This window comes from Photobacterium sanguinicancri, from assembly GCF_024346675.1.
GTDB lineage: Bacteria > Pseudomonadota > Gammaproteobacteria > Enterobacterales > Vibrionaceae > Photobacterium > Photobacterium sanguinicancri.
In genome coordinates, this window is the sequence record NZ_AP024850.1 from 3,451,545 (window position 1) to 3,475,623 (window position 24,079).

Genomic DNA, 24,079 nt, shown 5'->3' on the forward strand with positions numbered 1-24,079 from the left:
TAAAGCAATTTTCATGCCACCCATTTAAAGCCAACATATCAATGCCTTACACAAATAATAGTTACGTTGAGACCAATAAGCGGAAGTATGACTTCCGAGCGGAAATCCGCCCCGTGTTTCTCATGCTTGGTGTACTCGTTTCTGGTGGGATATTCAGCACGGAAGTCATTGCAAGCAAAGCGGATATATCAACCCAAGCTCATCAACAAATTCGCAGCTATTTATATCGTGATGTTGCCCGTTTTGCGGGGAGTATTGGCAGTAATGATTTTCGCATCGATCTAGATAAATCAACCTTATCCGACTGTGATACCCCATTTGAAATTAGCCGAAATAAGGCACGTCCACCGACGGGAAAAGTCACACTCACGGTTGAATGCCACCATCCTAAATATTGGAAGTCACGCGTTAAAGCGGAAGTACGGGTTTACCAAAAAATCGTCGTCGCGAAACACACCATTGAGCGTGATCAAGTGCTAACCGCCAATGATTTTAAACGCCGTCGTACCGACATTTCTTATGTGCGACAGGGATATTTTACGACCTTCAACGAGTTGGATAATCAAGTCAGTAAACGCAGGATTACGGTAGGGAAAATCATTAGCCCACGTATGGTGGAGTTTGCAAAATGGGTTGAGCGCCATCAAGAAGTGGTGATCGAAGCAAGGATTGGGGGCATGGCGGCTAGAATGAAAGGCGTTGCGTTAGAATCGGGCAGTAAAGGGGAGCAAATAAAAGTGAAAAACAGCACATCCGATAAAACAATTTTAGCGACGGTTGTTGGCCCCAAAAAAGTACAAACCCTGTTTTAAGCTTCTTTTTAGGTTAGTTTTATAACAAAAGGTTAAAAAAGCAGTTAAGCTCTGTGACGGCTGGTCGCTGTATACCAATAACCCTACCACCCAGTGAGTACATTCATGATTGGAAAAATTCACAACTCTGTATCGCTGCCTGTTAATGCAGACAACCGCTCACATGCGAGTAAAACAGCAAGCTCAACGATGACGAAGCAAGTCGAGTTAAGCAGTGAAGTACAGTCATTACAAAACGCGAAAGCCGATCTTCAAAACACCAGTGATGTTGATATGGATAAAGTCGCGAAAATGAAGCAATTACTGCAATCAGGTCAAGCGACAGTGGATCTTGATCAATTAGCAGGAACGATGGTTGATTATTACCAAGGCAATCAATAATGAGCGACACCAGTAGCTTGGTTAAAACCTTGCTCAATGAACTGAACCAAGATGTTGCCCACTATCAACAATTAGTGGCTCAACTAAAGCAACAACATGTGCTGTTGGTTAATCGCGATAACCAAGCGCTGATCGGCCACAATCAACAGTTACAATCCTTGATGGCATTGTTAAACCAGCACGCGACGAATCGCCATGCTATTTTAACCCGATTAGGCGTAACCGCAGATAATGACGGTATGCAGAAGCTATTGAAGAAACTGCCACAACAAGTGCAGCAAAAAGGCATGATGTTATGGCAAAAACTGTATGAGCAAACATTGGCCTGCCAAGACCTAAATAATACCAATGGGCGTTTATTAGCGCAGCAAAAGCAGTTGATTGATCGGTTACTCAAACCCGAGCAACAATACTGCTATGGCCCCGGCGAGTAATCGTACGCTACTCGCTGGTGGTAAAATTATGTTAATCGCTGGCGATAAAATTTGTTGGCAGAGAGTTCATCAAGGATCTTTTGCTGCTGACGTTCTTGCTTTAGCGCGATCTGATTTTGACGTTTCTCGATGATCTTCTCCCCCATCCGCACTTGGCAATGCTGCTGTACCAAGCGTTCATTAGTGGTTCGCAATTCTACGGCTGACATCGCTAATTCATGACGCTGTAAATTAGTTAAATTATCCAGCTGATAACGAAAACGTCCGATCCCTTTTAGCATCAATGCCGATGCTTGCTGACCACCTTCAATACAGTACTCACCCGATAGGCTTTCAAGTAATTCTAATCGCTGTTGATGGGCTTGATGCTGGCTATTAATCTGACCGTATTCTTGTTGAATGGTATCAAATTGGCGCTGTTGCTGTTCCCGCCAATGTTGCAGCATTTTCACTCGTCGCATCAGAATTTCCTTACGTTAACTGCATCATGGCATGCTGTGTTTCTTCTAACATCACGCGCTCTTGCATGCCTTGCTGAAGAAACTGACAAATCGCAGGGTATTGCTGAACCGCTATATCAAGACTCGGATCTTGCCCCGGCTGATAACCACCTAATGCAATCAAGTCTTGGATTTGGCGATAACGCGCATAGCGTTGTTTAATTTGCTGGGCTTGTTTTAGCTGCTCAGGGCTCACCACTTGTGGCATCGCACGACTGATCGATTGCTCGATATCAATCGCAGGGTAATGCCCTTGTTCCGCTAATTCACGGTTCAACACTATGTGTCCATCCAAAATAGCGCGGGCGGCATCGGCGATAGGATCTTGTTGATCATCCCCTTCCGATAGCACGGTATAAAACGCAGTGATCGAGCCTCGCTCCGTCGCGCCATTTCCGGCACGCTCCACCAACTGCGGCAATAAGCTAAATACCGAAGGCGGGTAACCTTTGGTCGCAGGCGGCTCACCCACCGCCAAGGCGATTTCACGCTGGGCTTGGGCGTAACGCGTCAGTGAATCCATCAGTAGTAAAACGTCATGGCCTTGATCACGGAAAAATTCAGCAATGCGGTGGCACAAAATCGATGCACGCAGGCGCATCAAAGGTGGATCATCCGCTGGTGAAGCAATCACCACGGCATTTTTCATGCCTTCTGGACCCAAAGAGTGCTCGATGAATTCACGTACCTCACGGCCACGTTCACCAATCAAGCCAACCACTGTAATTTCAGCAGTGGTGTTACGGGTCATCATGCCTAACAGTACACTCTTACCGACACCACTCCCCGCGAACAAGCCCATCCGTTGACCTTTACCGACACTCAACATACCGTTGATGGCACGTACACCGACATCTAACTGCGTCGAAATAGGTAAACGCTGCAAAGGGTTGATGGTTTCACCTTGCAAGTTGATGCGCTGTTCACCATGGATCGCTCCTTTTCCATCCAAGGGTTCACCCAACCCATTAAGCACACGGCCTAACATGCTGTAACCGACATCAATTTTACTGTCGCCATGCAAAGGTAAAACACGGCTGCCTGGGCGTAATCCTGTGGTATGACGGATAGGCATCAGTACCGATGCTTGACGGTCAAACCCCACCACTTCAGCTTCCACTAAGGTGCCGTGATCAGTTTCAATCATGCAGCGTTGACCGGTACATAAGCGGCAACCCACCGCTTCAAGGGTCAAACCCGCCATTCGGGTTAACCGCCCCCATGTGCGAGCAACAGGTACTTCTGGCACCTGTTCGACCGCAGAACTGAGGCGAGCATTCAGCTCTTGAAATAAATCACGCATCGCTTAGTAAACTATCTCGAATCGAATCCATACAGGTTTCTAACCGCTCTTCACTATCAGCAAAAGCTTCTGACTCACTACTGGTCACGCGACAACTACCAATCGCCAACGTGTCGTCTGGCTGTAGTGTCCAACTTGCCACTTGCTCTGGCACCAACTCAACCAAACGCTGGCAATCTTGCGGGTTTAGATAAATCACTAAATCCGGTTTTTGCTCTGGCATTTGTGCGAGGGTTTCTTCAATCAAGTGCACCATCTGACCTGGCTTCAGTGTCAGTTCAGCACGGATCACTTGGCGCGCGACCTTCTGTACCAAGTCACAGATCATTTCACTTTGCTGACGTACATGTTGCTGGAACACTTGCTGGATCTGCTGCATTAAATGATCAACCGATGCTGCAGTGCTCCCCATTTGTTGTTGAACCTGCGCAACACCTTCACGAACACCTTGTTGGCGACCTTGCTCTAATCCTTGCTCGTGTCCCGCTTGTAGCCCTTGCGCGACACCTTCTTGGTAACCCTGCTCATGGCCTTTTTGCTGGCCATCTTGGAAGCCATTATGAAATTCATCTTGGTATGAGCCCGTTGTTTCATCACCAAACAAATCATCTTCTTCTGGCTGCATCAAGGGCGGAAAATGATAAGGCCGATATTGACCAAGCTGAGGATGCATAACATTGCTCGGCTGATTCTTTTTCATCATTTATCCCTATTCCACCACAGGTTCACTAAAGAGCTGCAATTCAATCTCACCAGCATCAGCCAGTTGGCGCAGTATTTGTACCAGCTGGTTACGTGCCTCTTCCACTGCGCTCACACGCACACGGCCTTTACCTTCCATCGCTTCACGCAAGTACTGGGCAGCACGTTTAGGCATAGTGGCAAATACTTTAGCCAGTAGCTCTTCATCGGCACCTTTAAGTGCGGTTGCGAGTAGATCTTGATCCACTTCTTCAACCAAGCGCTCAAGGGTATCTTCCGTTTGGCGAACCAAAATACTGAAGTTGTACATTTGCGATTCGAGCTGGGCGACTAACTCAGGGTCAATCTCTTTCAGCCCTGTCATGACTTTTAGGCTCTGATCACCTTGCAGACGATTAATGATGTCACCGGCTTTTTGAGTACCATCAATCAGGGTGCTATTTTGCTGACCGACCTGCGATAAGAATTTCTCCAATAACACGTGCACTTCTTGCATCATGTCTGGGTGAATTTCTTTTAAGTTCGCTAAGCGATAGAGCAATTCATCAAGGTTATCTTGTGGCAGTTTCGCCAACAGCCCAGTTGCCACGTCAGGCTCAAGGTACGCTAAGAACACCGCTTGCATCTGCGGGTGTTCACCTGAAATAAGTTCGGCTAATTTGGCTGGCTCTAACCACTGTAAACGCTGCAAGTTATGTTTCAGCGAGTCACCGTAAATCGCATCTAACAGCGGCTGAGACAATGACTGCCCCAGCGCTTTATTCAACGTACGTTCTAGGTAGCTACGAGAAGCACCTGAAATACCTGATTCACGTTTAAAATCTTGGAAGAAACGTTGGAACACACCTTCCGCTTGATCTTTTTTCACGGCCGGAATACTTGCCATAGCAATCGATAATTGGCGCACTTGCTCACGATCGAGTTGCTGCAATACGTTAGCTGCAGCTTCCTCCCCCATGCTTAGCAATAAAATTGCGGCTTGCTCGATGCCTTGGTTGTTATTATTCGTCTGCATCTTTCGGGGTTATCCATTGTTTAACAACATGAGCGACACGTTCCGGTTCTTTTTCCGATAATGTCTGCAAGTAAGAGGTTTGAATTTCTAAACCCGTTTCAGGGCTTGGCAGCTCAGGCATACTACCTTCAGATACCACCGCTGAGCTTAACGTTGCTTCCGTCATTGCGGCTTTTTCTAGCGGCGCTTCTAATTCACTGTCTGAGGTTGCCACTGTATTGTTATTGTTGGTATTGAGTGTCGCCACGTCGCTGCCAGTTTTACTCTCAGGTAAAACATTATCCAGTATCGGATCTTTACTGCGCTGACGCTCACCTGCTAATTGGCGAATAGCTGGACGCACCACAACAAGTAAAATAACTAACGCGACAATCGCAGATAAAATGTATCGTAAGTAATCCAACCATACATTTTGCATCCACCACACAGGCTCTTCCGCCAATAGCTGAGCTTCCGCTTTATTAAACGGATAAACATGCAGGCTAAAACTATCGCCACGTGCAGCTTCAATACCCATCGCATCGCCCAACATTTGGCGAATACTGTCAATTTTAGCTGGAGGGAAGCTGGCAGGATCACCATTTAGCAACACAGATACACTTAAGCGTTCAATCTGGCCTTGCTGGTAATAAGTATGTTTCATGGTGCGATCCATGGCGTAATCACGTGAATTTTCACCACGCTCATTACCTGCATTTGGATCTTTTTCTTCATCGCCTTCTTCCGGTGGACGATTACTTAAAGCACCCGGTACACCTTGGGCTGCCTTGCCCACGCGGCGATCGTAAGAAGAGAATTCTGAACGTACAGTACCTTCAGGCGAATACAGTTCCTCTGTGGCTTCAGTGCGGTCAAAGTTCACTGCCGCAGCCACTTCAACTTGGAAGTTGTCGTTACCGACCATAGGACGCAACATGCGTGAAGCGCGATTAATGTAAGTCGCTTCAAGTTTTTGAACGTAATCTAAGTAGGCGCTACTGTTTTTACCATGACGGCCTTCACCGACTAACGCTGACAACAAATTACCTTGTTGATCGATCACGTTAACTTGATCAGGTTCAAGCTCGGGAACACTACCCGCGACAAGGTTAACAATCGCGGTGACCTGCTCTGTGCTCAAAGCTTGGCCTGGTTGTAATGAAAGAATGACCGATGCTGAAGCTTGCTCTTTATCGCGGCGTACAAACAACGTTTGCTTGGGCATCGCCAAGTGAACACGAACGTTACGCACAGCATCCAGCGCCATAATACTGCGCGCTAATTCACCTTCAAGACCATGACGGTAACGAGCATTTTCAACAAATTGACTAGTACCTAAACTTGAATCTTGGCTAAGAATTTCAAGGCCTGCAGGTAATTGTGCCTCAACACCTGCCGCAGCAAGTGCCAGCCTTGCTTTACCTAAACTATTGCGATCAACCATTACGCTGCCTTTTTGTGGCTCGACGTAATAATCCAATCCTTTTTCTTCAAGTACTGCAATTACTTGGCTACGATCAAACTGCTCAGCTTCACCGTAAAGCGGGCGATACTGGCTACTGCCTTGCCATAAACCTAACACGACAGCTACGGTTACTAAGGCTGCGATGGCCGCTAACAAGCCCGCTAAACGCATACCTGAAAATAAACGTCCCATTCCTGTTGGGCCTGCCATGTTTACCAATTTTTGCTTCATTACTTCAGTCACTTAAGCATTCCCACTACACAGGCATTTTCATAACATCATCGTACGCAGTCAGGAGCTTATTGCGCACCTGCACCATAGCAGAGAACGCAAGACTCGCTTTTTGGCTAGCAACCATCGCGCCAACCAAGTCATCACTCTGACCAGTATCGACTGCTGTCATCTTTGCAGATGCATCACGACTTTGTTGATCGACGTTATTCAAGGTTTCAGTGATCACACTGGTAAAATCTACCGCTTGTGTTTGCGGTGTAGTGATCGGATTTGGCGCAATTTGGATCGCATCAAATGACTGGATTTGTGCCTGAACTTCAGCAATTTGACTTAAAGGCTGCTGCATGGCTAACACGTTATTTTGCATTACAAGGTCTCTAAAAATGCTTAAGAAAAGTTATAGTTATTCGCTGAAAGTTCAGCGCTTTGATTCGTAAGGATTTGTTCTACATCCATACCCTGCTCACGCATCGTTTGCAGCTTGTACCGTAACGCACGCGTCGATACACCTAGCTCTTCTGCTGTTTTACTACGATGGCCATTAAAGCGACGTAAGGTCTCTATAATGGTATTAAATTCTGCTAGCTTGCGGCTTTTTTGTAAATTTGGTCGGTTGTTCGTGACCACCTCACTCACCGCATCCACGCTTAAAGGTTGGTGTTCAATCGGCATGACTGTTGTCGTCCCGTTCATGGCAACCAACTCATCAGGGGGGGTACTCTCTGGCTCCGTCACCAAAGGTTGACCCGGTAACATCAAATCTTGTGCGCGGATCAAGCAACCATGGCTCATTACCAAGGCGCGTTGAATTATGTTTTCTAGTTCACGGACATTGCCCGGCCATGTATAAGCCGTCAGTGCGCGTTTCGCCGAATCTGTAAAATGGGTAGATTCTTGCCCTAGCATCATGTGTCGCTTAAGCAGGTGCTTGGCCAGTGGAATAATATCTTCCGTACGATCGCGTAATGACGCACAGCACAATGGAAAGACGTTTAGACGGTAGTAAAGATCTGCTCTAAAGCGACCTTCCGCAACGGCTTTTTCTAGATCCTGATTAGTGGCAGCAAGAACACGAATATCAAGATTAATCTTCTGGTGGCTGCCTAAACGCTCAACTTCTTTTTCTTGCAGTACACGCAGCAACTTGGTTTGCAATCCCAGTGGCAGCTCAGCAATTTCATCCAGCAGCAGTGTGCCACCGTTGGCGATTTCAAGCTTGCCTGGTTGCGCCGATGACGCGCCAGTAAAAGCACCTTTGGCATGGCCAAATAAAATCGACTCAATCATGGTTTCAGGAATAGCGGCGCAGTTAATCGCGACAAAAGGTGCTTGTGAACGCGGCGATGCATTATGAATAAAACTCGCGAGCACTTCTTTGCCAGTGCCACTTTCACCATTGATTAAAACAGAGGCATCGGTTTGAGCAACACGCTGTGCCAACTGCAATAATTGTTTACTCTGTGGCGCTTTTGCCACCATGGATGAACACGACTGACTGGTTTGCATAATACGCTGAACCAGTTGCCCTAAATGCGTATGGCCAAATGGGATCAGTAAATAATCGGTCGCACCAACTTGCAATGCGCGACTTACCTGAGTGGCATGCGGCAATTCAGATAGCACGGCAATCGAGCCGTCATAGCCATGACGACGCACTAACGCAATAATATCCGCCGCTTCACTACCATCTTCCAGACACGCAGGAACCAATAGAAGATCCCAAACTTGCTGATCGAGAGTATTTAAACAATCCATCGGATTAGTGACTCGACTAAGTTGATAGCCTTCCGCTTCACCATTCGCCAAAACGTTATCAAGAACGGCATGCTGGGGGTGAAACATCAGTACTTGCCAAATTTTCCTTGTCATGAGCCTGCTCCTGATTTTCTTACCAGTCGAACCGTGGCACGACGATTTGATTGCAACGCTTGAGAATTGCTTTCGGTACTCACTAAATAGCGATCACCATGAGAACGGATCTGCAACAACTTACGAGGAACGCCAAGCTCAATCAGCATGGCAGCAACTTCCTCGGCTCGCTGGCGAGAAATACGCATCTTGCTACTGAATTGCCCTAATTGATCGGAATAACCATCAACTAACACTTTCTGAACCTGTGCATCAATACGAATATATTCAGCAATCCCTTTTAGCTTGTTAATATCTTGCTTATTTAAGCTTGAAGACGCGGCATTAAAATAAAATTCAGAATCTCTAATTTGTTGATAGTTATATGCTATTAATTGATTTTTACATTGCTGAAACTCAGCCATCGGCTCAGTTAAATTAATATTTTGAATTACTACACTGCTGTTTTTTTGACGGTCATCCGTCAAAGTAACTTTAACCCATCGGCCATGATTTAACTCATTAATAACATTCTCAGCATTGTTTATTATTAATTCATCAGCAGATTGAGAACGTTGAGCCTGGGTTTTTGAATATAACTTAACAGCTGGAGTCGATGTCCAAAATGGTGATACTGATTCCACATCAACAATATTAATAAATGGCTTAATTTTAGTGGATTTTATCTTTAAGCGTGTTTTTTCCCCTGCTTCAGAAATAAGTTTCACTGAACCAAAATCTCGGATCTCATGAGAAATAACACAAGAAGTTTTACTACCATAAAAATCCCACCCACTATCGTCTAATGCTGCCATCCATTTATTTTCTCGCGCATTAACTGCACAGGAAGCAATCAGCATAAGAGTGACAATGATTCTATTGCAAACCATTACAAGGAACTCCAGAACAACCTTCAAACACAGCCAAAGCTATTTAAATAGCATAAGAAACGCCAAAGCGACCAACCTTGAACAAATCTTAAATTTTATTTAATAAAAAGAATAAAAATAAAATAAATCTAATTTTTCAGCAACTTAAATAGATAAAACGACAAAAAAATGACATCACCCAATCAGGATAAATATCACCTCAAATAACATGGAAATTTATTATTTCACTTTTAATATACGCGCTAATAAGAATGCATTAGCTCTGGCATGTCAACTGTCAATAAAATGAACATTAAAAAGTCAATAATTTGGTCAATTATTAATCCAGTGGATAGCACCCATTATATAACACGACGTACAGTATATTATTGCACTACTAAAAGTGGATTGGTTTGACAAGGCAACCATTATAAAGGTAGTCTCTCTCGCCAAAATGAAGCCGTAATAAAAATAACAAAAACACCGATATTAACCAGTGAAATTTAACTTTTCCCGTTTTAATTATTTAAAACATTTCATTAACTTTTATTCCGTGTTTATTATTTAATATAATTTATCAAGAATATAAGCGTTTTTGTTCAACTTGATAATGACCACTATCCATCGACTGTCAGACTTATTATTTGCAAGTGATTATGACTAAAAAGAGTAAAATCATATCCAATACTGATCAGGTCGAAGTTCGCGATTTTGATCTTGCTAGCCCAGAACATCGTATCGGTGCGCTCCAAGCGATCATCGATAATGTCTGCAAACAATTTGAACGAACGGCTCGGCAGTCATACCATCATCTACTTCGCCACCCTGTATCGTTCAGCCTTGAACAGCAAGATACGCTGAAACTTCAAGATTACTTACAGCAAATGCCAAAGCCGTCACTGTATCGTGAGTTTATTGTGTCACCACATGACTTACACGGCACCATTGCGATTGATGGCGAACTGCTTTTCTTTATGGTCGATCTGTTCTTTGGTGGTCTCGGCAGTAATAAACGAAAACGTACTGAGATGAGTGATACGGAACTTCGCTTAGTCGAACGCTTTTTTTGTGTCGCCCTTGAGCATTTCTCCAACGGCTGGCACAGCATCACTAATTGGCAAAGCGAGCTAACCGAGAAGAATACACTGCGCCTCGGCAACATGATGCAAACCAATCAACTCTATCAAGTCTGTCACTTCACAATGGAAGTCGCCGGGCATAAGGGCTGGCTGGCCATCTCGCTACCTTTTGCCGGGTTGGACTTTTTACGTGACCAGCAAAAACCGATAGATATTGATACCGACCCTGAATTACAGGCCCGAATTCAAAATAAAATCTGTCAGGCGCCAATGCACCTAACAACAACATTAGCTGAGCGCCGTTTGCCTTTAGGTAACGTGATGGATCTAAAAGCTGGTGATGTTATTCCGATTGAGTTACCAAATGAAGTTACGGTTAAGGCGGGGAATACAGCCCTGTTTACTGCGCGCGTTGCGGAAAACAATGCCAGCCTAGTTCTTCAAGTCCAAAGCGTGATTAAGCAAAATAGGAATTAAAATGTCTGAACAAGTCTCTGATTTAAATATCGATCTTGATGACCTTGATCTTGGCAGCTTAGGGCAAGACCCAATGCCCGCTGCGATGAATACTCCAACGCAAGATATGAGCTTCATTCGAAATATTCCAGTCAATCTGACACTGGAAGTGGCGAGCACTGAACTGATGGTCGGTGACTTAATGAATGTCGGTTTAGGCACTGTAATTGAGCTTGATAAGCTTAGCGGTGAAGCGATGGATGTGAAAGTCAACGGTACTCTACTTGGCCATGCTGAAGTGGTTATTGTGAACAACAAATACGGCCTACGTTTAGTCGATGTGGTTGATGACAATGACATGCTAAAAGGGCTTACCAAGTAATGCGCTATCTGGCTTTAATGGGCTTATGGCTCTTTGCTTGTACGCCTGCATGGGCACAAGATTTGTCATTACTGACCATTAACGGCCCTGCAGGGCAAGAGGAATACAGCGTAAAGCTACAAGTCTTCTTGCTCATGACAGCACTGGCTTTTTTACCCGCCATGTTGCTGATGGTAACCAGCTTTACCCGCATTATTATTGTGCTCGGTATTTTACGCCAGGCCATGGGTTTACAACAAAGTCCACCCAATCGTATTTTAGTCGGTATCGCGATGACAATGACCTTATTTATCATGCGTCCCGTGCTTTACGACATCTATGATAATGCGGTCATTCCTTATCAAGAAAACCAAATGACGTTGCAAGATGCGGCACAAACAGCGGCAAAGCCACTACGCCAGTTTATGTTGCAGCAAACACGTGAAACCGACTTAGAACAAATTCTGCGTATAGCCAACGAGCCCGCACCTGACAATCTCGATGACCTCGATTTTCTGATAGTCATGCCCGCATTCGTCCTTAGTGAGCTTAAAACCGCGTTTCAAATCGGCTTTATGTTATTCATCCCCTTTTTGATTATCGACATCGTTGTCGCCAGTGTATTGATGGCGATGGGTATGATGATGCTATCGCCACTGATCATTTCCTTACCATTCAAGCTAATGATTTTTGTCATGGTCGATGGCTGGTCAATGACGGTTGGAACATTAAGTGCCAGCTTTGGCTAAGCAGTTATTCATCACCGGGGAAATGGATAAGATATGGGTTCAGAATTTGTAGCGGCATTTTTTGGTGATGCACTCGTTATCATCATCAGCATGGTGTGCGTATTAATTGTGCCAAGCCTTTTGGTTGGTCTTGTGGTCAGTATTTTTCAAGCCGCCACCCAAATCAATGAACAAACGCTGAGTTTTCTCCCGCGCTTACTGGTTACTTTGGCTATGCTGGGGTTTGCTGGCCCTTGGCTACTGCGCACATTGGGTGATTTATTTACCCGTCTGTTCCTCGATATTCCACATTTAATCGGTTAACCCATTATGGAGTTATCCGCAGCGCAATTCACCGCATTAATCGGGCAGGTATGGTGGCCGTTCTTTCGTATTAGTGCCGCATTAATGCTAATGCCTATCTTTGGTGGTAGCCAAATTCCGGTACAGGTCCGCATTGCCTTATCGCTCATTATTAGCGTGCTTGCCGCTCCGTTAATGCCGACAATGCCTGCGGTTGATCCCCTTTCTGTTGAAGCGCTAATTCTCGCGGGACAACAAGTGATCATCGGCGCTATGCTCGCCTTATTGCTCGATTTACTCTTTGCCATTTTCACTACGATGGGGCAGATCTTATCGATGCAAATGGGCCTAGGGATGGCGATGATGAATGACCCGATTAATGGGGTCAGTATTCCTGCGTTAGGTAAGTATTATCAACTCTATGCTTTAATGCTTTTTCTGGCGCTAGATGGCCATTTAGTCGCGTTAGATGTAATGGTACAAAGCTTCAACATTTGGCCCGTCGGCGAGATGATGAGCCAAATGGCACTGCATACTATCATCATGCGATTTGGCTGGATGATGGCCGCCGCTTTGCTGCTCTCGTTACCCGCTGTTTGTGCCATGTTATTGGTCAATGGATCATTCGGTATGATGAACCGCGCCGCACCTCAGCTTAACGTGTTTGCGCTTGGCTTCCCGATGACCATGCTATTAGGACTAATTTGTTTATTAATCACCACATCAGGGATCCCAGAGAACTTCACTCGCTTAAGCAGTGAAACTCTCTCCCTGATGCTGACCTTAGAGGAGGCGCATCCGTGAGTGAGAATAGCAGTCAGGACAAAACGGAACAGCCCAGTCAACAGAAATTACGTAAAGCCAGAGAGGACGGTAATCTCCCTCGTTCAAAAGAGCTGGTGACCGCATTAATGACACTGGGTAGTGCACTACTACTGACGGCCTTTGGTGGCACCTTGGCGGAAATGTTTCGTCAAGTTACCCTACTGAATATGCGGTTATCTAAAGAAGCCGCTTTTGACACTAAAATCATGCTTCAGAACCTCAGTGAAAGTTTATGGTTAATGGTATCAGCCATTGGCCCTATGCTAGGGCTACTGGTGCTCATTACCATTTTCGCCAATCTACTTCGCGGGGGCTGGAACCTGTCGGCAAAATCAGCCCAGCCCAAATTCTCCAAGCTTAATCCTATTTCAGGGATTAAGCGGATGTTCTCGACCAAGTCATTAGCTGAACTGGTTAAAAGTATTCTCAAGGTCACCTTGATTATCGCCACCTTGGTGCTGTTAATTAAAAACACCCTTAACGACATTGTGAATTTACAACGCTTACCGCTACCCGAAGCCATGCTACAAACCGTCGATTTTTTATGGCTTGGGCTGTTTAGCTTTGGTTTGGCACTGCTGTTCATTGCGATTTTAGAACTGCCATATTCGGGCTGGGAGTACACCAAACAGCTCAAGATGACCAAACAAGAAGTAAAAGAAGAAAGTAAAAACAGCGAAGGTCGCCCTGAAGTCAAAGCCCGAATTCGCCAGCTACAACAGCAAATGTCGCAACGTAGTTTGACCCAAACCGTGCCCCAAGCGGATGTCGTCATTACCAACCCAACGCACTATGCGGTGGCACTGAAATACGATTTAGATAAAGCTGGTGCACCCTTTGTGATCGCCAAAGGTGTCGATCAAATGGCGCTCCAAATTCAGCAAGTGGCACGCCGCCATGATTGCCCTGTGGTAGAAATTCCGCCGCTTACCCGTGCTGTGTATTACTCCACTAATGAATGGCAGGAAGTGCCTGCTCCTTTATATGTCGCCGTTGCACATATTCTGACGTTTGTTTTCCAAATGAAAGAATATCAAAAAGGGCGTCAGCCAAGTAAACCTGAATTTCCACGGGTCTCTATTCCCCGAGAACTTCGTCGTTAACGAGAACAATCTGCCATGAAACAGAAACTCGCTCCCATTATGTCCGTGCTTAGCAAAGGGCAAATAGGGATCCCGCTCCTCCTGATGACCCTTCTTGCAATGGTCATCTTACCCGTGCCGCCCGTTATTCTGGATATGTTGTTCACCTTCAACATTGTCTTGGCTTTGTTGGTGACCTTGGTCAGTGTTTACAGTAAACGTTCGCTCGATTTCTCGGTATTCCCGAGTATCTTGCTGATTGCGACATTGCTCCGTCTGGCATTGAATGTTGCATCAACACGGGTGGTATTACTCCATGGTCACGAAGGTGGCGATGCGGCAGGTAAGGTGATTCAAGCCTTTGGTGATGTGGTTATCGGCGGTAACTATGTTGTCGGTATGGTGGTGTTCGTTATTCTGATGATCATCAACTTCGTGGTGGTCACCAAAGGTGGCGAGCGAATTTCAGAGGTTAGCGCCCGCTTCACTTTGGATGCGATGCCCGGTAAACAGATGGCGATCGATGCGGATTTAAACGCGGGAATTATCGACCATAACCAAGCCAAGAAACGCCGTGAAGATGTCGCCCAAGAAGCCGACTTCTTTGGTTCGATGGACGGTGCGTCCAAGTTTGTTCGTGGTGATGCTATCGCGGGGATGTTGATCCTATTTATCAACATCATTGGTGGTGTCAGCATTGGTGTATTTCAACATGGCTTAGGCTTTTCAGACGCGTTCCAAACCTTTGTGCTGCTCACCATTGGTGATGGCCTTGTGGCGCAAATTCCATCGCTATTACTAGCAACATCTGCGGCTATTGTGGTAACTCGCGTTACCGACAGCAATGATTTAGCCAATCAAATTACCAGCCAAATGCTGGCATCGCCACGCGCACTGTATGTCGTGGCAGGTATCATGCTGGTGTTAGGCTTGATCCCGGGCATGCCCCATGTGGCATTTCTATGTTTTGCTGCCGTCGTTGCATTTGCTGGCTGGAAAATGCGGGAAGAAGCACCGACGATCAATCATGACGATTTGGCGCGTGCCGAAGAGATCGTTGAACAACATGATCAACCCGACCAACGTGAAATTGCGTCAAAAGATATTCCTCTCGTTCACGCTATCAGTCTGAATGTGGGCTATCGCTTAGTGAACTTGATCGACCGAAAGCAAGGTGCTGAATTACTTAGCCGCTTACTTGGGGTACGAAAAACCCTCACTGAGCATCGCGGCTTTGTGGTGCCTCAAATCCATGTGCGTGACGATTTAGCATTAGATGCCAATCATTATAAAATTGCCGTCCGCGGTGCCAACATCGTTGAAGCTGAAGTCGAGATGGACTGTCTACTGGCCATTAACCCAGGGCAAGTCTACGGCAATGTCGATGGCATTATGACGCGTGATCCCGCTTATAACATGGAAGCCATTTGGATTAAGCCTCACGATAAAGATAAAGCGGTGAACCTAGGCTATACCGTGGTCGACCATGCCACCATCATTTCGACCCATATCAGTAAAGTGATCAACGACTGTATTGAAGAAGTACTCAGCCCAGAAGAAGTAACCGGAATAATGGATCGCTTAGCGGCGCTTAACGGTAAATTAGCAGATGACCTACAGCAGAAGTTAACCCAGCAACAGCTACTGCGTGTTTTCCGTCAGCTGACCGTCGATGGGGTGTCACTATCGGATATTGTTACGATTGCCAACTCGCTGGTTGAATCAGCCGAACTATCCAAAGATCCTATCTTGTTAGCAGCCGATGTTCGCTGCATGTTACGCCGCGTCATTTTAGGCAACTTAGTGGGTACCAAGGCTGATATTCCTGCTATTACGCTGTCAGCAGAGCTCGAAAATATGCTGGTTAATGCGCTAAGCCAAGCACAAGCAGGTGGTCACGTTCAACTCGATGGTTTCGCCCTTGAGCCAACCGTGATTGAAAAACTACAACGCAGCTTGCCAGAGGTGCTGGATAACATGCGCCTAAATAGCCACACTCCAATTTTATTGGTGATGCCACAATTACGCCCACTGCTAGCACGTTATTCTCGAATTTGTGCCCGTGGTTTACATGTGCTGTCATTCAATGAAATCCCCGATGATCGCAATATCTCGGTCGTCGGCAACATGGGTTAAGCCATCGCGCTCACAAGAATAAACCCGCAATCATAAAAAACGGGGCACCTCATTGGCGCCCCGTTTTTCATTTAAGCCATTTCGTTATGGCTAAGAAACCACGTGTGCTGTGGTTTTCTTTTCGACCGGAATAAACAGAACAGGCACAGCCATGACAGCCATCAACCAGAATAAGTTAGCCCCCCACAAACCGTATAACCAACCACTCAGTGCAGTCATCAATGCCATGAACGCCCCTAATGGCAAGGCATTGTATAGCGCCTGCAAAGCAACCATTTGGTTACTTGGCGCTTGCTGAATATAGCGAATTGCCGCTAAGTGTGCCGCAGCAAATGTCACACCATGTAACGCTTGTGCAATGACCAACATCGGTAATGCCGTCATAGATGCGGTCATCCCCCAGCGCAGCAATACACCAAATGCCGCTAAACGGAACATCCCCGCCACACTCCAATTGACAAACAAACGCTTACTGGTGGCAAAGACGAAAATTTCAGCCACCACGCTGAAACTCCATAAGTAACCAATAATGGCTTCGCTATAACCAATTTCTTTCCAGTAAATTGCACTAAAACTATAATAAGCGGCATGACTACCTTGCAGTAATGCGGCAATCACCAATAAGCGAATCACTAAACTATCCCGCAACATTTCACTTAATGCTGGGCGACTCTGTCCACTTTCTTCATGAGCGCTTGGAGCAATAGTTGGGTTTCGCATAGAAAACACCAATGCTGCCGCGAGGCCCGCAATCGCCACCCACGGAATAACATTTGCGCCATATTGAGCGGCTAACAAACCCACCAGCGTTGAACCACCAATAAAAGCAATCGATCCCCAAAGGCGGGTACGACCATAGTCTAAGTGACCATCCTTCGCATAGTGATTGGCCAGTGCATCTGACAAGGGAATCACCGGACCTGCCGCTAAGTTAAACAGTACAGTGACTGCCGCTAACGCCCACAAACTGCCCCCACAGAATATGTAAATAACACAACTTAACAACGCAGCTAAAGCAAGCCAGCGCAGCGCAGGGATCAAATGTTCCACTTTATGAATGCGTGGTGTCAGCACTAAATTGGCAACACAACGCACTGCTAAACCCATGCCAATTAACAAACCAATATTTGAGGCGTTCACCCCTAGATGCGCAAACCACAATCCCCAAAACGGTAAATAAACACCATAACTAAAGAAAAAACCGAACAGGTACTGCGAGGTCCAACCATACGGACTACTACGAAACATGCGACATCCTAATGCACGAAAATAAGGCGGTATTATGCCTAAAGTTTCATCATGCGCCCACCGTAATAGCAGCATTATTTCGCCTAAAAGTGCCATGAACTGGCGTGAAGGAAGAGGTAAGATAAAATCTAGACTAAAGTCGTCTGGTTTCATTACGCATCAACACTGACAATAGCTTTATCCCTTTTTGTATGGTGCCAGCTTGGAGCTAAGATGACTGATAAATTTGATACTTCGCTGCCGCCTTTCGATCGCTTAACAGCCGCCGAACAACAAACATTACGTAACGCACTTGATGTTATCTATTTTCGGGCAGGCGAAACCGTTATTGCCGCTGGCGCTGAATGCCATCAGCTTTACATCATCATAAAAGGCAATATCGAAGAATATAGCGCGCCGTTAACCCCTGAAGAGCATCACCACAAAGAAACCTTCGCTCACTACGCCAATGATGATTTATTTGATGTCAGCGCCCAGATTAAAGGCCAGAGCCGTCACGCATTTAGAGCCTGTGAGGATACGATTTGTTATACCCTGCCGCGTGAATTATTCGTACAGTGCTATCAAAACAACAGTCAATTTGCAGCCTATTTCGATACGAATCTCACCAAGCGCCAAGCCTTATTAGAAGAAGCGCATCATCAACAAAACTTGGCGGAATTCATTCTGACAAAAATTGATGATGACAACATTCAACCTTGCTTGGTGGTACCGCATGACACCCCTTTATTATCGGTCACCCAGCAAATGAAAACCAAAGAGCTGGATGCCGCCTTTGTAACCCTCAATAACTTGCCGCAATACGGCATTGTGACCCGCACCGACTTATTACATGCCACTTTACTTGATGGGCACCCGCACAATACTGCGGTAAGTCGCATCGCCACCACACCGGTTGTCAGTGTCAATAAGGGGGATTATCTGTTCAATGCCATGCTGGCAATGACACGCCAAAAAGTAAAACGAGTACAGGTCTGCGATAACGATGCCGTGGTCGGTATGCTCGATTTAACCCAAGTGCTCAGCTTGTTTTCAACTCACTCTCATGTACTAACACTACGTATTGCGCGGGCTGAAACTATCGAAGAGTTAGCCCTTGCCGCTAATAGCCAGCAAACCTTGGTCGAGACGTTATTCAACAATGGGATTCGCACCCTATTTGTAATGGAACTGATAGCTGCCGTTAACGAACAAATCATAGAGAAAGCCTTCAAGCTGATAGTGCCCACTCACTTACAACCACACTGTTGTTTAATGGTGATGGGCTCTGAAGGTCGTGGTGAACAAATATTAAAGACAGATCAAGACAATGCATTAATCATTGAAGATGGTATCGACTGGCCTGATTGCGCCAGCGTGATGACTCAACTGACCAATACATTACAACAGCTCGGCTACCCACTTTGCCCAGGTAATGTCATGGTCAGTAATCCGCATTGGGTTAAATCACAGCGAATCTGGCTCCAGCACATCACCCAGCTCTGTCAGCATGGTGATCCTGATAGCATGATGACGCTTGCCATTTTAGCCGATAGCCATGCCGTTGCAGGTAACCAAGCCTTGCTGACACCATTACAAGCATGCCTTCATCAACACCTTGCCGACCAAGAACGTTTGCTCTCTATCTTCACCCGCCCAGCATTGAAATTTAGTATCCCGTTGACCTTATTTGGCAACTTAAAGGCAGGCAAACACGGACTGAACATCAAGCAAGGTGGGATTTTCCCCATCGTACATGGCATACGTGCACTGGCGCTGGAACACAACATTAGCCCCAACAATACGTTTGAGCGCATTGCGGTATTAACAGAGCAACGCGTACTGGAGCAACGTACTGCAGACAATTTAAGTGAAGCCCTAAAACTGTTTATTAAATTGCGCCTTCACCAACAATTGCGCCAACAAAAAGATGGGCAACAGCACCATATTGATATCAGCACCTTAAGCCGTGCCGAACGAGACGTGCTGCGACATAGTTTGCATGTCGTTAAAAAATTCAAAGAATGGCTGGGTTACCACTACCAGATCCGTGATTAATCAAAGCCAAGATAGTAAGAGAGAATCCTATGAATAGTCTTCGCCGCGCTTGGTATCAGCATAAAAATAAACACAGTCAGTACGCCGCGCTGTTTCAGCGTTACCAAGGTGATGAGTTAATCTCACTTGATTGTGAAACCACCAGCTTAGATCCACACAGCGCAGAGTTGGTCACGATTGCAGCCACTCGCATAAAAGCGAATAGGATACTCACCAGTCAATCCATCCATCTTTCACTCCAAGCCCCATCCAGTCTTGATGGAACCTCTGTTGCCATTCATCAGATCCGCCACCAAGACTTACAGCATGGCCTCAACAATGAGCAAGCACTTACCCAATTACTCGACTTTATCGGTAATCGCCCGTTAGTCGGCTACCATATTCGCTACGATAAAACGATCCTTGACCGGTATTTTCAGCAGCACTTTGGTTTCCCACTGCCGAACAAATTAGTGGAAGTCAGCCACCTATACCATGAACGGTTAGAGCGCTTATTACCTAACGCTTATTACGATTTAAGCCTAGAAGCGATTAGCCATCACCTTGGGTTACCCGTACCAGAACGCCACGATGCACTCGAAGATGCCATCGCCGCTGCTTTAATTTATGTACGCTTAAAGCATGGCGACATGCCGATGCTGACATCGTCTTAATCCTTCTTGGTATCAAAATTTCGCTCAGAAAGTACTGATACAAACCTTGATAAGGCCATTGCCTACTCACCTTTTTCAATGAAACATCCATGTAAACAGCTGTAATAACAGTTGATCTGTCCCTCTCATCCTAAAGTCTAATTGTGACAAACCAGAATCTGAATCAAGTTAATAACCAGTAAAGACAATAACGAAACAACAGCCTGAATACAGACAAGAATATCCCAGTCCAGATAGCGGCTATAGATGGGAACACAAGGAGAATAGGATGAGTGAGGTTCATGTTTACCCTGTCAATCAAGCGATTGCAGATACTGCACACATTACAGAAGACAAATACCGTGAGATGTACCAACAATCAGTCATCAACCCTGAAGGCTTCTGGCGTGAACACGGTCAGATCCTTGATTGGATCAAACCTTTCTCTAAAGTAAAAAACACTTCATTCGATACTGGTCACGTCAATGTAAATTGGTTTGAAGATGGTACCTTAAATGTGTCGGTCAACTGCCTTGACCGCCATCTCGCAACGCGCGGCGATCAACCCGCCATCATCTGGGAAGGCGATGATCCTACCGATGATGCCACCCTGACTTACAACGAATTACACGAAGAAGTCTGTAAATTCTCTAACGCCCTAAAAAGCCAAGGCGTACGTAAGGGCGATGTCGTTTGTCTTTATATGCCAATGGTGGCGGAAGCGGCCATTGCTATGCTGGCGTGTACCCGCATAGGTGCCGTTCATACCATCGTTTTTGGTGGCTTCTCACCCGAAGCACTTGCAGGCCGTATCGTCGATTCCAATGCCAAAGTTGTTGTCACCGCCGATGAAGGGGTACGTGCAGGCCGCGCAGTACCACTAAAGAAAAATGTTGATGCCGCATTAGCTAACGATAATGTCACCAGTGTAGAAAAAGTACTGGTACTTAAGCGTACTGGTGGCACCGTCGAATGGGATAGCGAACGTGATGTATGGTGGCATGAAGCTACAGCCGTTGCCTCTGCCAACTGCGAACCCGAAGAAATGAATGCCGAAGACCCGCTTTTCATTCTTTATACATCAGGTTCGACAGGGAAACCCAAAGGTGTACTTCACACAACAGGCGGCTACCTTGTGTATGCCACTATGACCTTTAAATATGTTTTCGATTATCAAGAAGGCGATATTTATTGGTGTACTGCCGATGTTGGTTGGATCACCGGTCATAGTTACTTGGTATACGGGCCACTGGCTAACGGCGCAACGACATTATTATTTGAAGGTGTACCTAACTACCCTGGCACTAGCCGAATGAGTGAAGTGGTCGATAAACACAACGTCAGCATTCTTTATACCGCCCCAACCGCTATCCGCGCTTTAATGGCCAAAGGGGATGAAGCCATTAAAGGCACCTCACGTTCAAGTTTACGTATTATGGGCTCAGTGGGTGAACCGATTAACCCCGAAGCGTGGGAATGGTATCACCGCACGATAGGCGATAGCCGCTGCCCAATTGTTGATACTTGGTGGCAAACAGAAACTGGCGGGATTTTGATCACCCCACTACCGGGTGCGACAGCACTGAAACCTGGCTCTGCGACGCGTCCTTTCTTTGGGGTGCAACCTGCAATTGTCGATAACATGGGTAATATCCTTGAAGGCGCAACTGAAGGTAACTTGGTGATGGTTGATTCATGGCCGGGCCAGATGCGTACCTTGTGGGGTGACCACGAACGTTTTGAGCAAACCTATTTCTCTACTTTCCAAGGCATGTATTTTACCGGTGATGGTGCGCGTCGTGATGAAGATGGTTATTACTGGATCACTGGCCGTGTCGATGATGTCCTGAATATTTCAGGTCACCGTATGGGGACGGCAGAGATTGAATCGGCACTGGTTGCCTTTGATAAAATAGCCGAAGCCGCAATCGTCGGAGTACCACACGACATTAAAGGCCAAGCCATTTACGCTTATATCACCTTAAATGATGGCGAAATCCCAAGTGCAGAACTGCACAAAGAAGTGAAAGATTGGGTACGTAAAGAAATAGGCCCAATTGCGACACCTGATTTCCTTCATTGGACCGATGCATTACCAAAAACACGCTCGGGTAAAATCATGCGTCGTATTCTCCGTAAGATAGCCACGGGTGACACCAGTACATTAGGTGATACATCAACCCTCGCCGACCCAAGCGTGGTTGATAAGCTTATCGAAGAAAAACAGAAGATCATGTAACGCTTCATTCGCATCACTCTGATTTGCTTGTAAAAACCAGACTTTTAGTCTGGTTTTTATTTTCCTACCTTTCACAAAGAAATATTTTCCCTCTTACGCATCCATGTGAAATAAATTTCCAAAATTAACGTTTTTTGTGACGACATAAAGAAAAAGGTTTCATAGCAAACCAACTACAATACCGCCACACTACAATTCACCTACAAGTTTTTAAAATGAAGGACACATTCGTCACATCGGCTCTATTTCTCTCGGTTTGCATCATTTGGGGAACAACTTGGATGGCAATGGAAATCGCCGTTGAGTCTATACCGCCGATCATAGCAACAGGGCTACGCTTTCTAATCTCTGCACCATGTATTTTATTACTAGCAAAATGTACTGGAGCGCCATTGTGTTTTCCCAAGGGACAGCGAAGCTTTATGTTTGCCGTGGCGGTGTTTTATTTTGCAATTCCTTTCACGCTAATGATTGTCGGTGAACAATATATTTCTTCAGGGTTAGCCTCTATCATCTTTGCCAATATGCCTTTAGCTGTACTGGCGATATCCATGCTAAGTCTGGGGCTTCGTTTAGTACCCCATCAACTCATTGGCCTTACTGTTGCCATTCTCTGCTTATGCTTGATCTTAAATAATGAGCTTGATATCGGCGATAATAATGATTACTCAGGTATTTTGGCATTGGTCGCTGCTGTTGCAATTCATGCTGTCATGTATGTCTTTACCCAAAAGTATGGGCAAGGAATCCAAGTATTAACCTACAACGCCCTGCCTTCAGCGATTGCGGCCATACTGTTACTCGTTGTTGGCAGTATCTGGGAGCAACCACAGTGGCACCTTATGGAGACCCATTCGCTTCAAGCTGTCGTATATTTAGGGCTCATTGCTAGCGTTGGTGGCATTGTTGCTTACTTCCGCTTAAACCAAGTAACATCCCCTTTTACTGCCTCATTATGCTTTTTAATCTTCCCAGTTGTGGCGCTATGTTTGGATGCTTGGCTCAACAACAATCATCTATCCGCTTGGTCACAGCAATTATTAGCGCCACTTTTCCTCGGTATCGTTGTTGCTAAACTCAATCGCTTTCCCTCAATTCGTGCTCTAGTGCGCAGTAAATAGCCGCCAAAAGCACTATCCTCCCAAAGCCTTTCCTTCAAATATTATCTATGTTCAGAGGGAAAGGCTGACTGATAGTCTAAAAACTATGCACTATCATAGATCTACCACCCTGGTGAGCAAATACACACAACGCGTGAAACATTTGCGTACAAGCTATATTTTACAGTTAGATGGCTGTCCATTTACATTTTGCAGTGATTAGACCAGTATTTTGCTGCTAATTGCGGTGAATTCTCTATAATTGGTCCACAAACACGATTTGGCTGTTTATTTTTGAGCACAGGGAAGCA

23 protein-coding genes are annotated in these 24,079 nt (G+C 45.8%); 14 read left to right on the plus strand and 9 right to left on the minus strand.

All coding sequences use genetic code 11. The annotated features are described in order from the left end of the window. The first annotated feature begins 41 nt into the window (after positions 1-41). The 3 genes from flgA (at position 42) to OCU87_RS15870 (ending at position 1,627) form a co-directional block, all read left to right on the plus strand. Positions 42-812 carry a flagellar basal body P-ring formation chaperone FlgA gene (flgA, locus tag OCU87_RS15860; RefSeq protein ID WP_261857536.1) on the plus strand — a complete coding sequence of 257 codons (771 nt, stop codon included), beginning with the start codon at positions 42-44 and terminating at the stop codon, positions 810-812. Positions 813-917: 105 nt separating this feature from the next. Next, the gene (gene flgM, locus OCU87_RS15865; RefSeq protein ID WP_062690172.1) at positions 918-1,193 is read left to right on the plus strand and encodes a flagellar biosynthesis anti-sigma factor FlgM; all 276 of its coding nucleotides are present in this window, start codon (positions 918-920) and stop codon (positions 1,191-1,193) included. Continuing rightward, on the plus strand, positions 1,193-1,627 hold the full coding sequence (locus OCU87_RS15870) for a flagellar protein FlgN (protein WP_062690171.1): 435 nt from the start codon (positions 1,193-1,195) through the stop codon (positions 1,625-1,627). Before flgM ends, OCU87_RS15870 begins: the two co-directional genes overlap by 1 nt. Positions 1,628-1,653: 26 nt before the next feature. On the opposite strand, the gene OCU87_RS15875 is transcribed toward OCU87_RS15870, so the two are convergent. From OCU87_RS15875 to OCU87_RS15910, 8 genes are read right to left on the minus strand one after another with little or no spacing between them, the layout of a single operon-like run. Continuing rightward, entirely contained in the window at positions 1,654-2,088 is a 435-nt protein-coding gene (locus tag OCU87_RS15875; RefSeq protein ID WP_239928751.1) for a flagellar FliJ family protein, read from the minus strand. Between the two features lie 10 nt (positions 2,089-2,098). After that, positions 2,099-3,430, minus strand: a complete 1,332-nt coding sequence (fliI, locus tag OCU87_RS15880) for a flagellar protein export ATPase FliI (RefSeq protein WP_062690166.1) — start codon at positions 3,428-3,430, stop codon at positions 2,099-2,101. Further along, positions 3,423-4,133 (minus strand): flagellar assembly protein FliH, encoded by a 711-nt coding sequence (fliH, locus tag OCU87_RS15885; protein WP_239928752.1) that lies wholly within the window; start codon positions 4,131-4,133, stop codon positions 3,423-3,425. Before fliH ends, fliI begins: the two co-directional genes overlap by 8 nt. A gap of 6 nt (positions 4,134-4,139) precedes the next feature. Further along, complete coding sequence (locus OCU87_RS15890) at positions 4,140-5,147, minus strand: FliG C-terminal domain-containing protein (RefSeq protein WP_062690164.1); 1,008 nt, start codon at positions 5,145-5,147, stop codon at positions 4,140-4,142. Then, positions 5,134-6,834 carry a flagellar basal-body MS-ring/collar protein FliF gene (gene fliF / locus OCU87_RS15895; protein ID WP_094956672.1) on the minus strand — a complete coding sequence of 567 codons (1,701 nt, stop codon included), beginning with the start codon at positions 6,832-6,834 and terminating at the stop codon, positions 5,134-5,136. The genes OCU87_RS15890 and fliF overlap by 14 nt, the downstream gene beginning before the upstream one ends. 13 nt (positions 6,835-6,847) lie before the next feature. Continuing rightward, on the minus strand, positions 6,848-7,192 hold the full coding sequence (locus OCU87_RS15900) for a flagellar hook-basal body complex protein FliE (RefSeq protein ID WP_062690160.1): 345 nt from the start codon (positions 7,190-7,192) through the stop codon (positions 6,848-6,850). A gap of 20 nt (positions 7,193-7,212) precedes the next feature. Continuing rightward, entirely contained in the window at positions 7,213-8,694 is a 1,482-nt protein-coding gene (locus OCU87_RS15905; protein WP_261857537.1) for a sigma-54-dependent transcriptional regulator, read from the minus strand. After that, positions 8,691-9,563, minus strand: a complete 873-nt coding sequence (locus tag OCU87_RS15910) for a MotY family protein (RefSeq protein WP_261857538.1) — start codon at positions 9,561-9,563, stop codon at positions 8,691-8,693. The genes OCU87_RS15905 and OCU87_RS15910 overlap by 4 nt, the downstream gene beginning before the upstream one ends. A 635-nt stretch (positions 9,564-10,198) precedes the next feature. Here OCU87_RS15910 and OCU87_RS15915 point away from each other — a divergent pair. From OCU87_RS15915 to flhA, 7 genes are read left to right on the plus strand one after another with little or no spacing between them, the layout of a single operon-like run. Next, complete coding sequence (locus tag OCU87_RS15915) at positions 10,199-11,098, plus strand: flagellar motor switch protein FliM (RefSeq protein ID WP_094956279.1); 900 nt, start codon at positions 10,199-10,201, stop codon at positions 11,096-11,098. Position 11,099: 1 nt separating this feature from the next. Further along, positions 11,100-11,459, plus strand: a complete 360-nt coding sequence (fliN, locus tag OCU87_RS15920; RefSeq protein WP_062690156.1) for a flagellar motor switch protein FliN — start codon at positions 11,100-11,102, stop codon at positions 11,457-11,459. Continuing rightward, positions 11,459-12,187: a flagellar type III secretion system pore protein FliP gene (gene fliP, locus OCU87_RS15925; protein ID WP_062690154.1), complete on the plus strand. Its 729-nt coding sequence runs from the start codon at positions 11,459-11,461 to the stop codon at positions 12,185-12,187. The genes fliN and fliP overlap by 1 nt, the downstream gene beginning before the upstream one ends. 33 nt (positions 12,188-12,220) lie before the next feature. Continuing rightward, complete coding sequence (locus OCU87_RS15930) at positions 12,221-12,490, plus strand: flagellar biosynthetic protein FliQ (protein WP_048899827.1); 270 nt, start codon at positions 12,221-12,223, stop codon at positions 12,488-12,490. A gap of 6 nt (positions 12,491-12,496) precedes the next feature. Then, on the plus strand, positions 12,497-13,273 hold the full coding sequence (gene fliR, locus OCU87_RS15935; RefSeq protein ID WP_261857539.1) for a flagellar biosynthetic protein FliR: 777 nt from the start codon (positions 12,497-12,499) through the stop codon (positions 13,271-13,273). After that, the gene (flhB, locus tag OCU87_RS15940; RefSeq protein WP_261857540.1) at positions 13,270-14,397 is read left to right on the plus strand and encodes a flagellar biosynthesis protein FlhB; all 1,128 of its coding nucleotides are present in this window, start codon (positions 13,270-13,272) and stop codon (positions 14,395-14,397) included. Before fliR ends, flhB begins: the two co-directional genes overlap by 4 nt. Before the next feature lie 15 nt (positions 14,398-14,412). Beyond that, positions 14,413-16,512: a flagellar biosynthesis protein FlhA gene (gene flhA / locus OCU87_RS15945; protein ID WP_094956275.1), complete on the plus strand. Its 2,100-nt coding sequence runs from the start codon at positions 14,413-14,415 to the stop codon at positions 16,510-16,512. A 90-nt stretch (positions 16,513-16,602) separates the two neighbouring features. On the opposite strand, the gene OCU87_RS15950 is transcribed toward flhA, so the two are convergent. Further along, entirely contained in the window at positions 16,603-17,760 is a 1,158-nt protein-coding gene (locus tag OCU87_RS15950) for a 3-phenylpropionate MFS transporter (RefSeq protein WP_261857541.1), read from the minus strand. A gap of 213 nt (positions 17,761-17,973) precedes the next feature. On the opposite strand from OCU87_RS15950, the gene OCU87_RS15955 reads away from it, so the two are divergent. From OCU87_RS15955 to OCU87_RS15970, 4 genes are all read left to right on the plus strand, one after another. Continuing rightward, positions 17,974-19,797: a DUF294 nucleotidyltransferase-like domain-containing protein gene (locus OCU87_RS15955; RefSeq protein WP_062690146.1), complete on the plus strand. Its 1,824-nt coding sequence runs from the start codon at positions 17,974-17,976 to the stop codon at positions 19,795-19,797. A gap of 29 nt (positions 19,798-19,826) precedes the next feature. Continuing rightward, positions 19,827-20,450: a 3'-5' exonuclease gene (locus tag OCU87_RS15960; protein ID WP_062690144.1), complete on the plus strand. Its 624-nt coding sequence runs from the start codon at positions 19,827-19,829 to the stop codon at positions 20,448-20,450. 268 nt (positions 20,451-20,718) lie between these two features. Next, positions 20,719-22,668, plus strand: a complete 1,950-nt coding sequence (acs, locus tag OCU87_RS15965) for an acetate--CoA ligase (RefSeq protein ID WP_261857542.1) — start codon at positions 20,719-20,721, stop codon at positions 22,666-22,668. A gap of 215 nt (positions 22,669-22,883) precedes the next feature. Then, the gene (locus OCU87_RS15970; RefSeq protein WP_261857543.1) at positions 22,884-23,789 is read left to right on the plus strand and encodes a DMT family transporter; all 906 of its coding nucleotides are present in this window, start codon (positions 22,884-22,886) and stop codon (positions 23,787-23,789) included. Positions 23,790-24,079 lie beyond the last annotated feature (290 nt).

Coding starts and splice junctions, on each gene's coding strand:
- OCU87_RS15970 (WP_261857543.1), top strand. CDS start 22,884: ATGAAGGACACATTCGTCACATCGGCTCTATTTCTCTCGGTTTGCATC.
- OCU87_RS15955 (WP_062690146.1), top strand. CDS start 17,974: ATGACTGATAAATTTGATACTTCGCTGCCGCCTTTCGATCGCTTAACA.
- acs (WP_261857542.1), top strand. CDS start 20,719: ATGAGTGAGGTTCATGTTTACCCTGTCAATCAAGCGATTGCAGATACT.
- fliP (WP_062690154.1), top strand. CDS start 11,459: ATGCGCTATCTGGCTTTAATGGGCTTATGGCTCTTTGCTTGTACGCCT.
- fliI (WP_062690166.1), bottom strand. CDS start 3,430: ATGCGTGATTTATTTCAAGAGCTGAATGCTCGCCTCAGTTCTGCGGTC.
- OCU87_RS15950 (WP_261857541.1), bottom strand. CDS start 17,760: ATGTTTCGTAGTAGTCCGTATGGTTGGACCTCGCAGTACCTGTTCGGT.
- OCU87_RS15900 (WP_062690160.1), bottom strand. CDS start 7,192: ATGCAAAATAACGTGTTAGCCATGCAGCAGCCTTTAAGTCAAATTGCT.
- OCU87_RS15875 (WP_239928751.1), bottom strand. CDS start 2,088: ATGCGACGAGTGAAAATGCTGCAACATTGGCGGGAACAGCAACAGCGC.
- OCU87_RS15870 (WP_062690171.1), top strand. CDS start 1,193: ATGAGCGACACCAGTAGCTTGGTTAAAACCTTGCTCAATGAACTGAAC.
- fliN (WP_062690156.1), top strand. CDS start 11,100: ATGTCTGAACAAGTCTCTGATTTAAATATCGATCTTGATGACCTTGAT.
- OCU87_RS15890 (WP_062690164.1), bottom strand. CDS start 5,147: ATGCAGACGAATAATAACAACCAAGGCATCGAGCAAGCCGCAATTTTA.
- fliH (WP_239928752.1), bottom strand. CDS start 4,133: ATGATGAAAAAGAATCAGCCGAGCAATGTTATGCATCCTCAGCTTGGT.
- OCU87_RS15915 (WP_094956279.1), top strand. CDS start 10,199: ATGACTAAAAAGAGTAAAATCATATCCAATACTGATCAGGTCGAAGTT.
- fliR (WP_261857539.1), top strand. CDS start 12,497: ATGGAGTTATCCGCAGCGCAATTCACCGCATTAATCGGGCAGGTATGG.
- OCU87_RS15910 (WP_261857538.1), bottom strand. CDS start 9,563: ATGGTTTGCAATAGAATCATTGTCACTCTTATGCTGATTGCTTCCTGT.
- flgM (WP_062690172.1), top strand. CDS start 918: ATGATTGGAAAAATTCACAACTCTGTATCGCTGCCTGTTAATGCAGAC.
- flgA (WP_261857536.1), top strand. CDS start 42: ATGCCTTACACAAATAATAGTTACGTTGAGACCAATAAGCGGAAGTAT.
- flhA (WP_094956275.1), top strand. CDS start 14,413: ATGAAACAGAAACTCGCTCCCATTATGTCCGTGCTTAGCAAAGGGCAA.
- OCU87_RS15930 (WP_048899827.1), top strand. CDS start 12,221: ATGGGTTCAGAATTTGTAGCGGCATTTTTTGGTGATGCACTCGTTATC.
- OCU87_RS15960 (WP_062690144.1), top strand. CDS start 19,827: ATGAATAGTCTTCGCCGCGCTTGGTATCAGCATAAAAATAAACACAGT.
- OCU87_RS15905 (WP_261857537.1), bottom strand. CDS start 8,694: ATGACAAGGAAAATTTGGCAAGTACTGATGTTTCACCCCCAGCATGCC.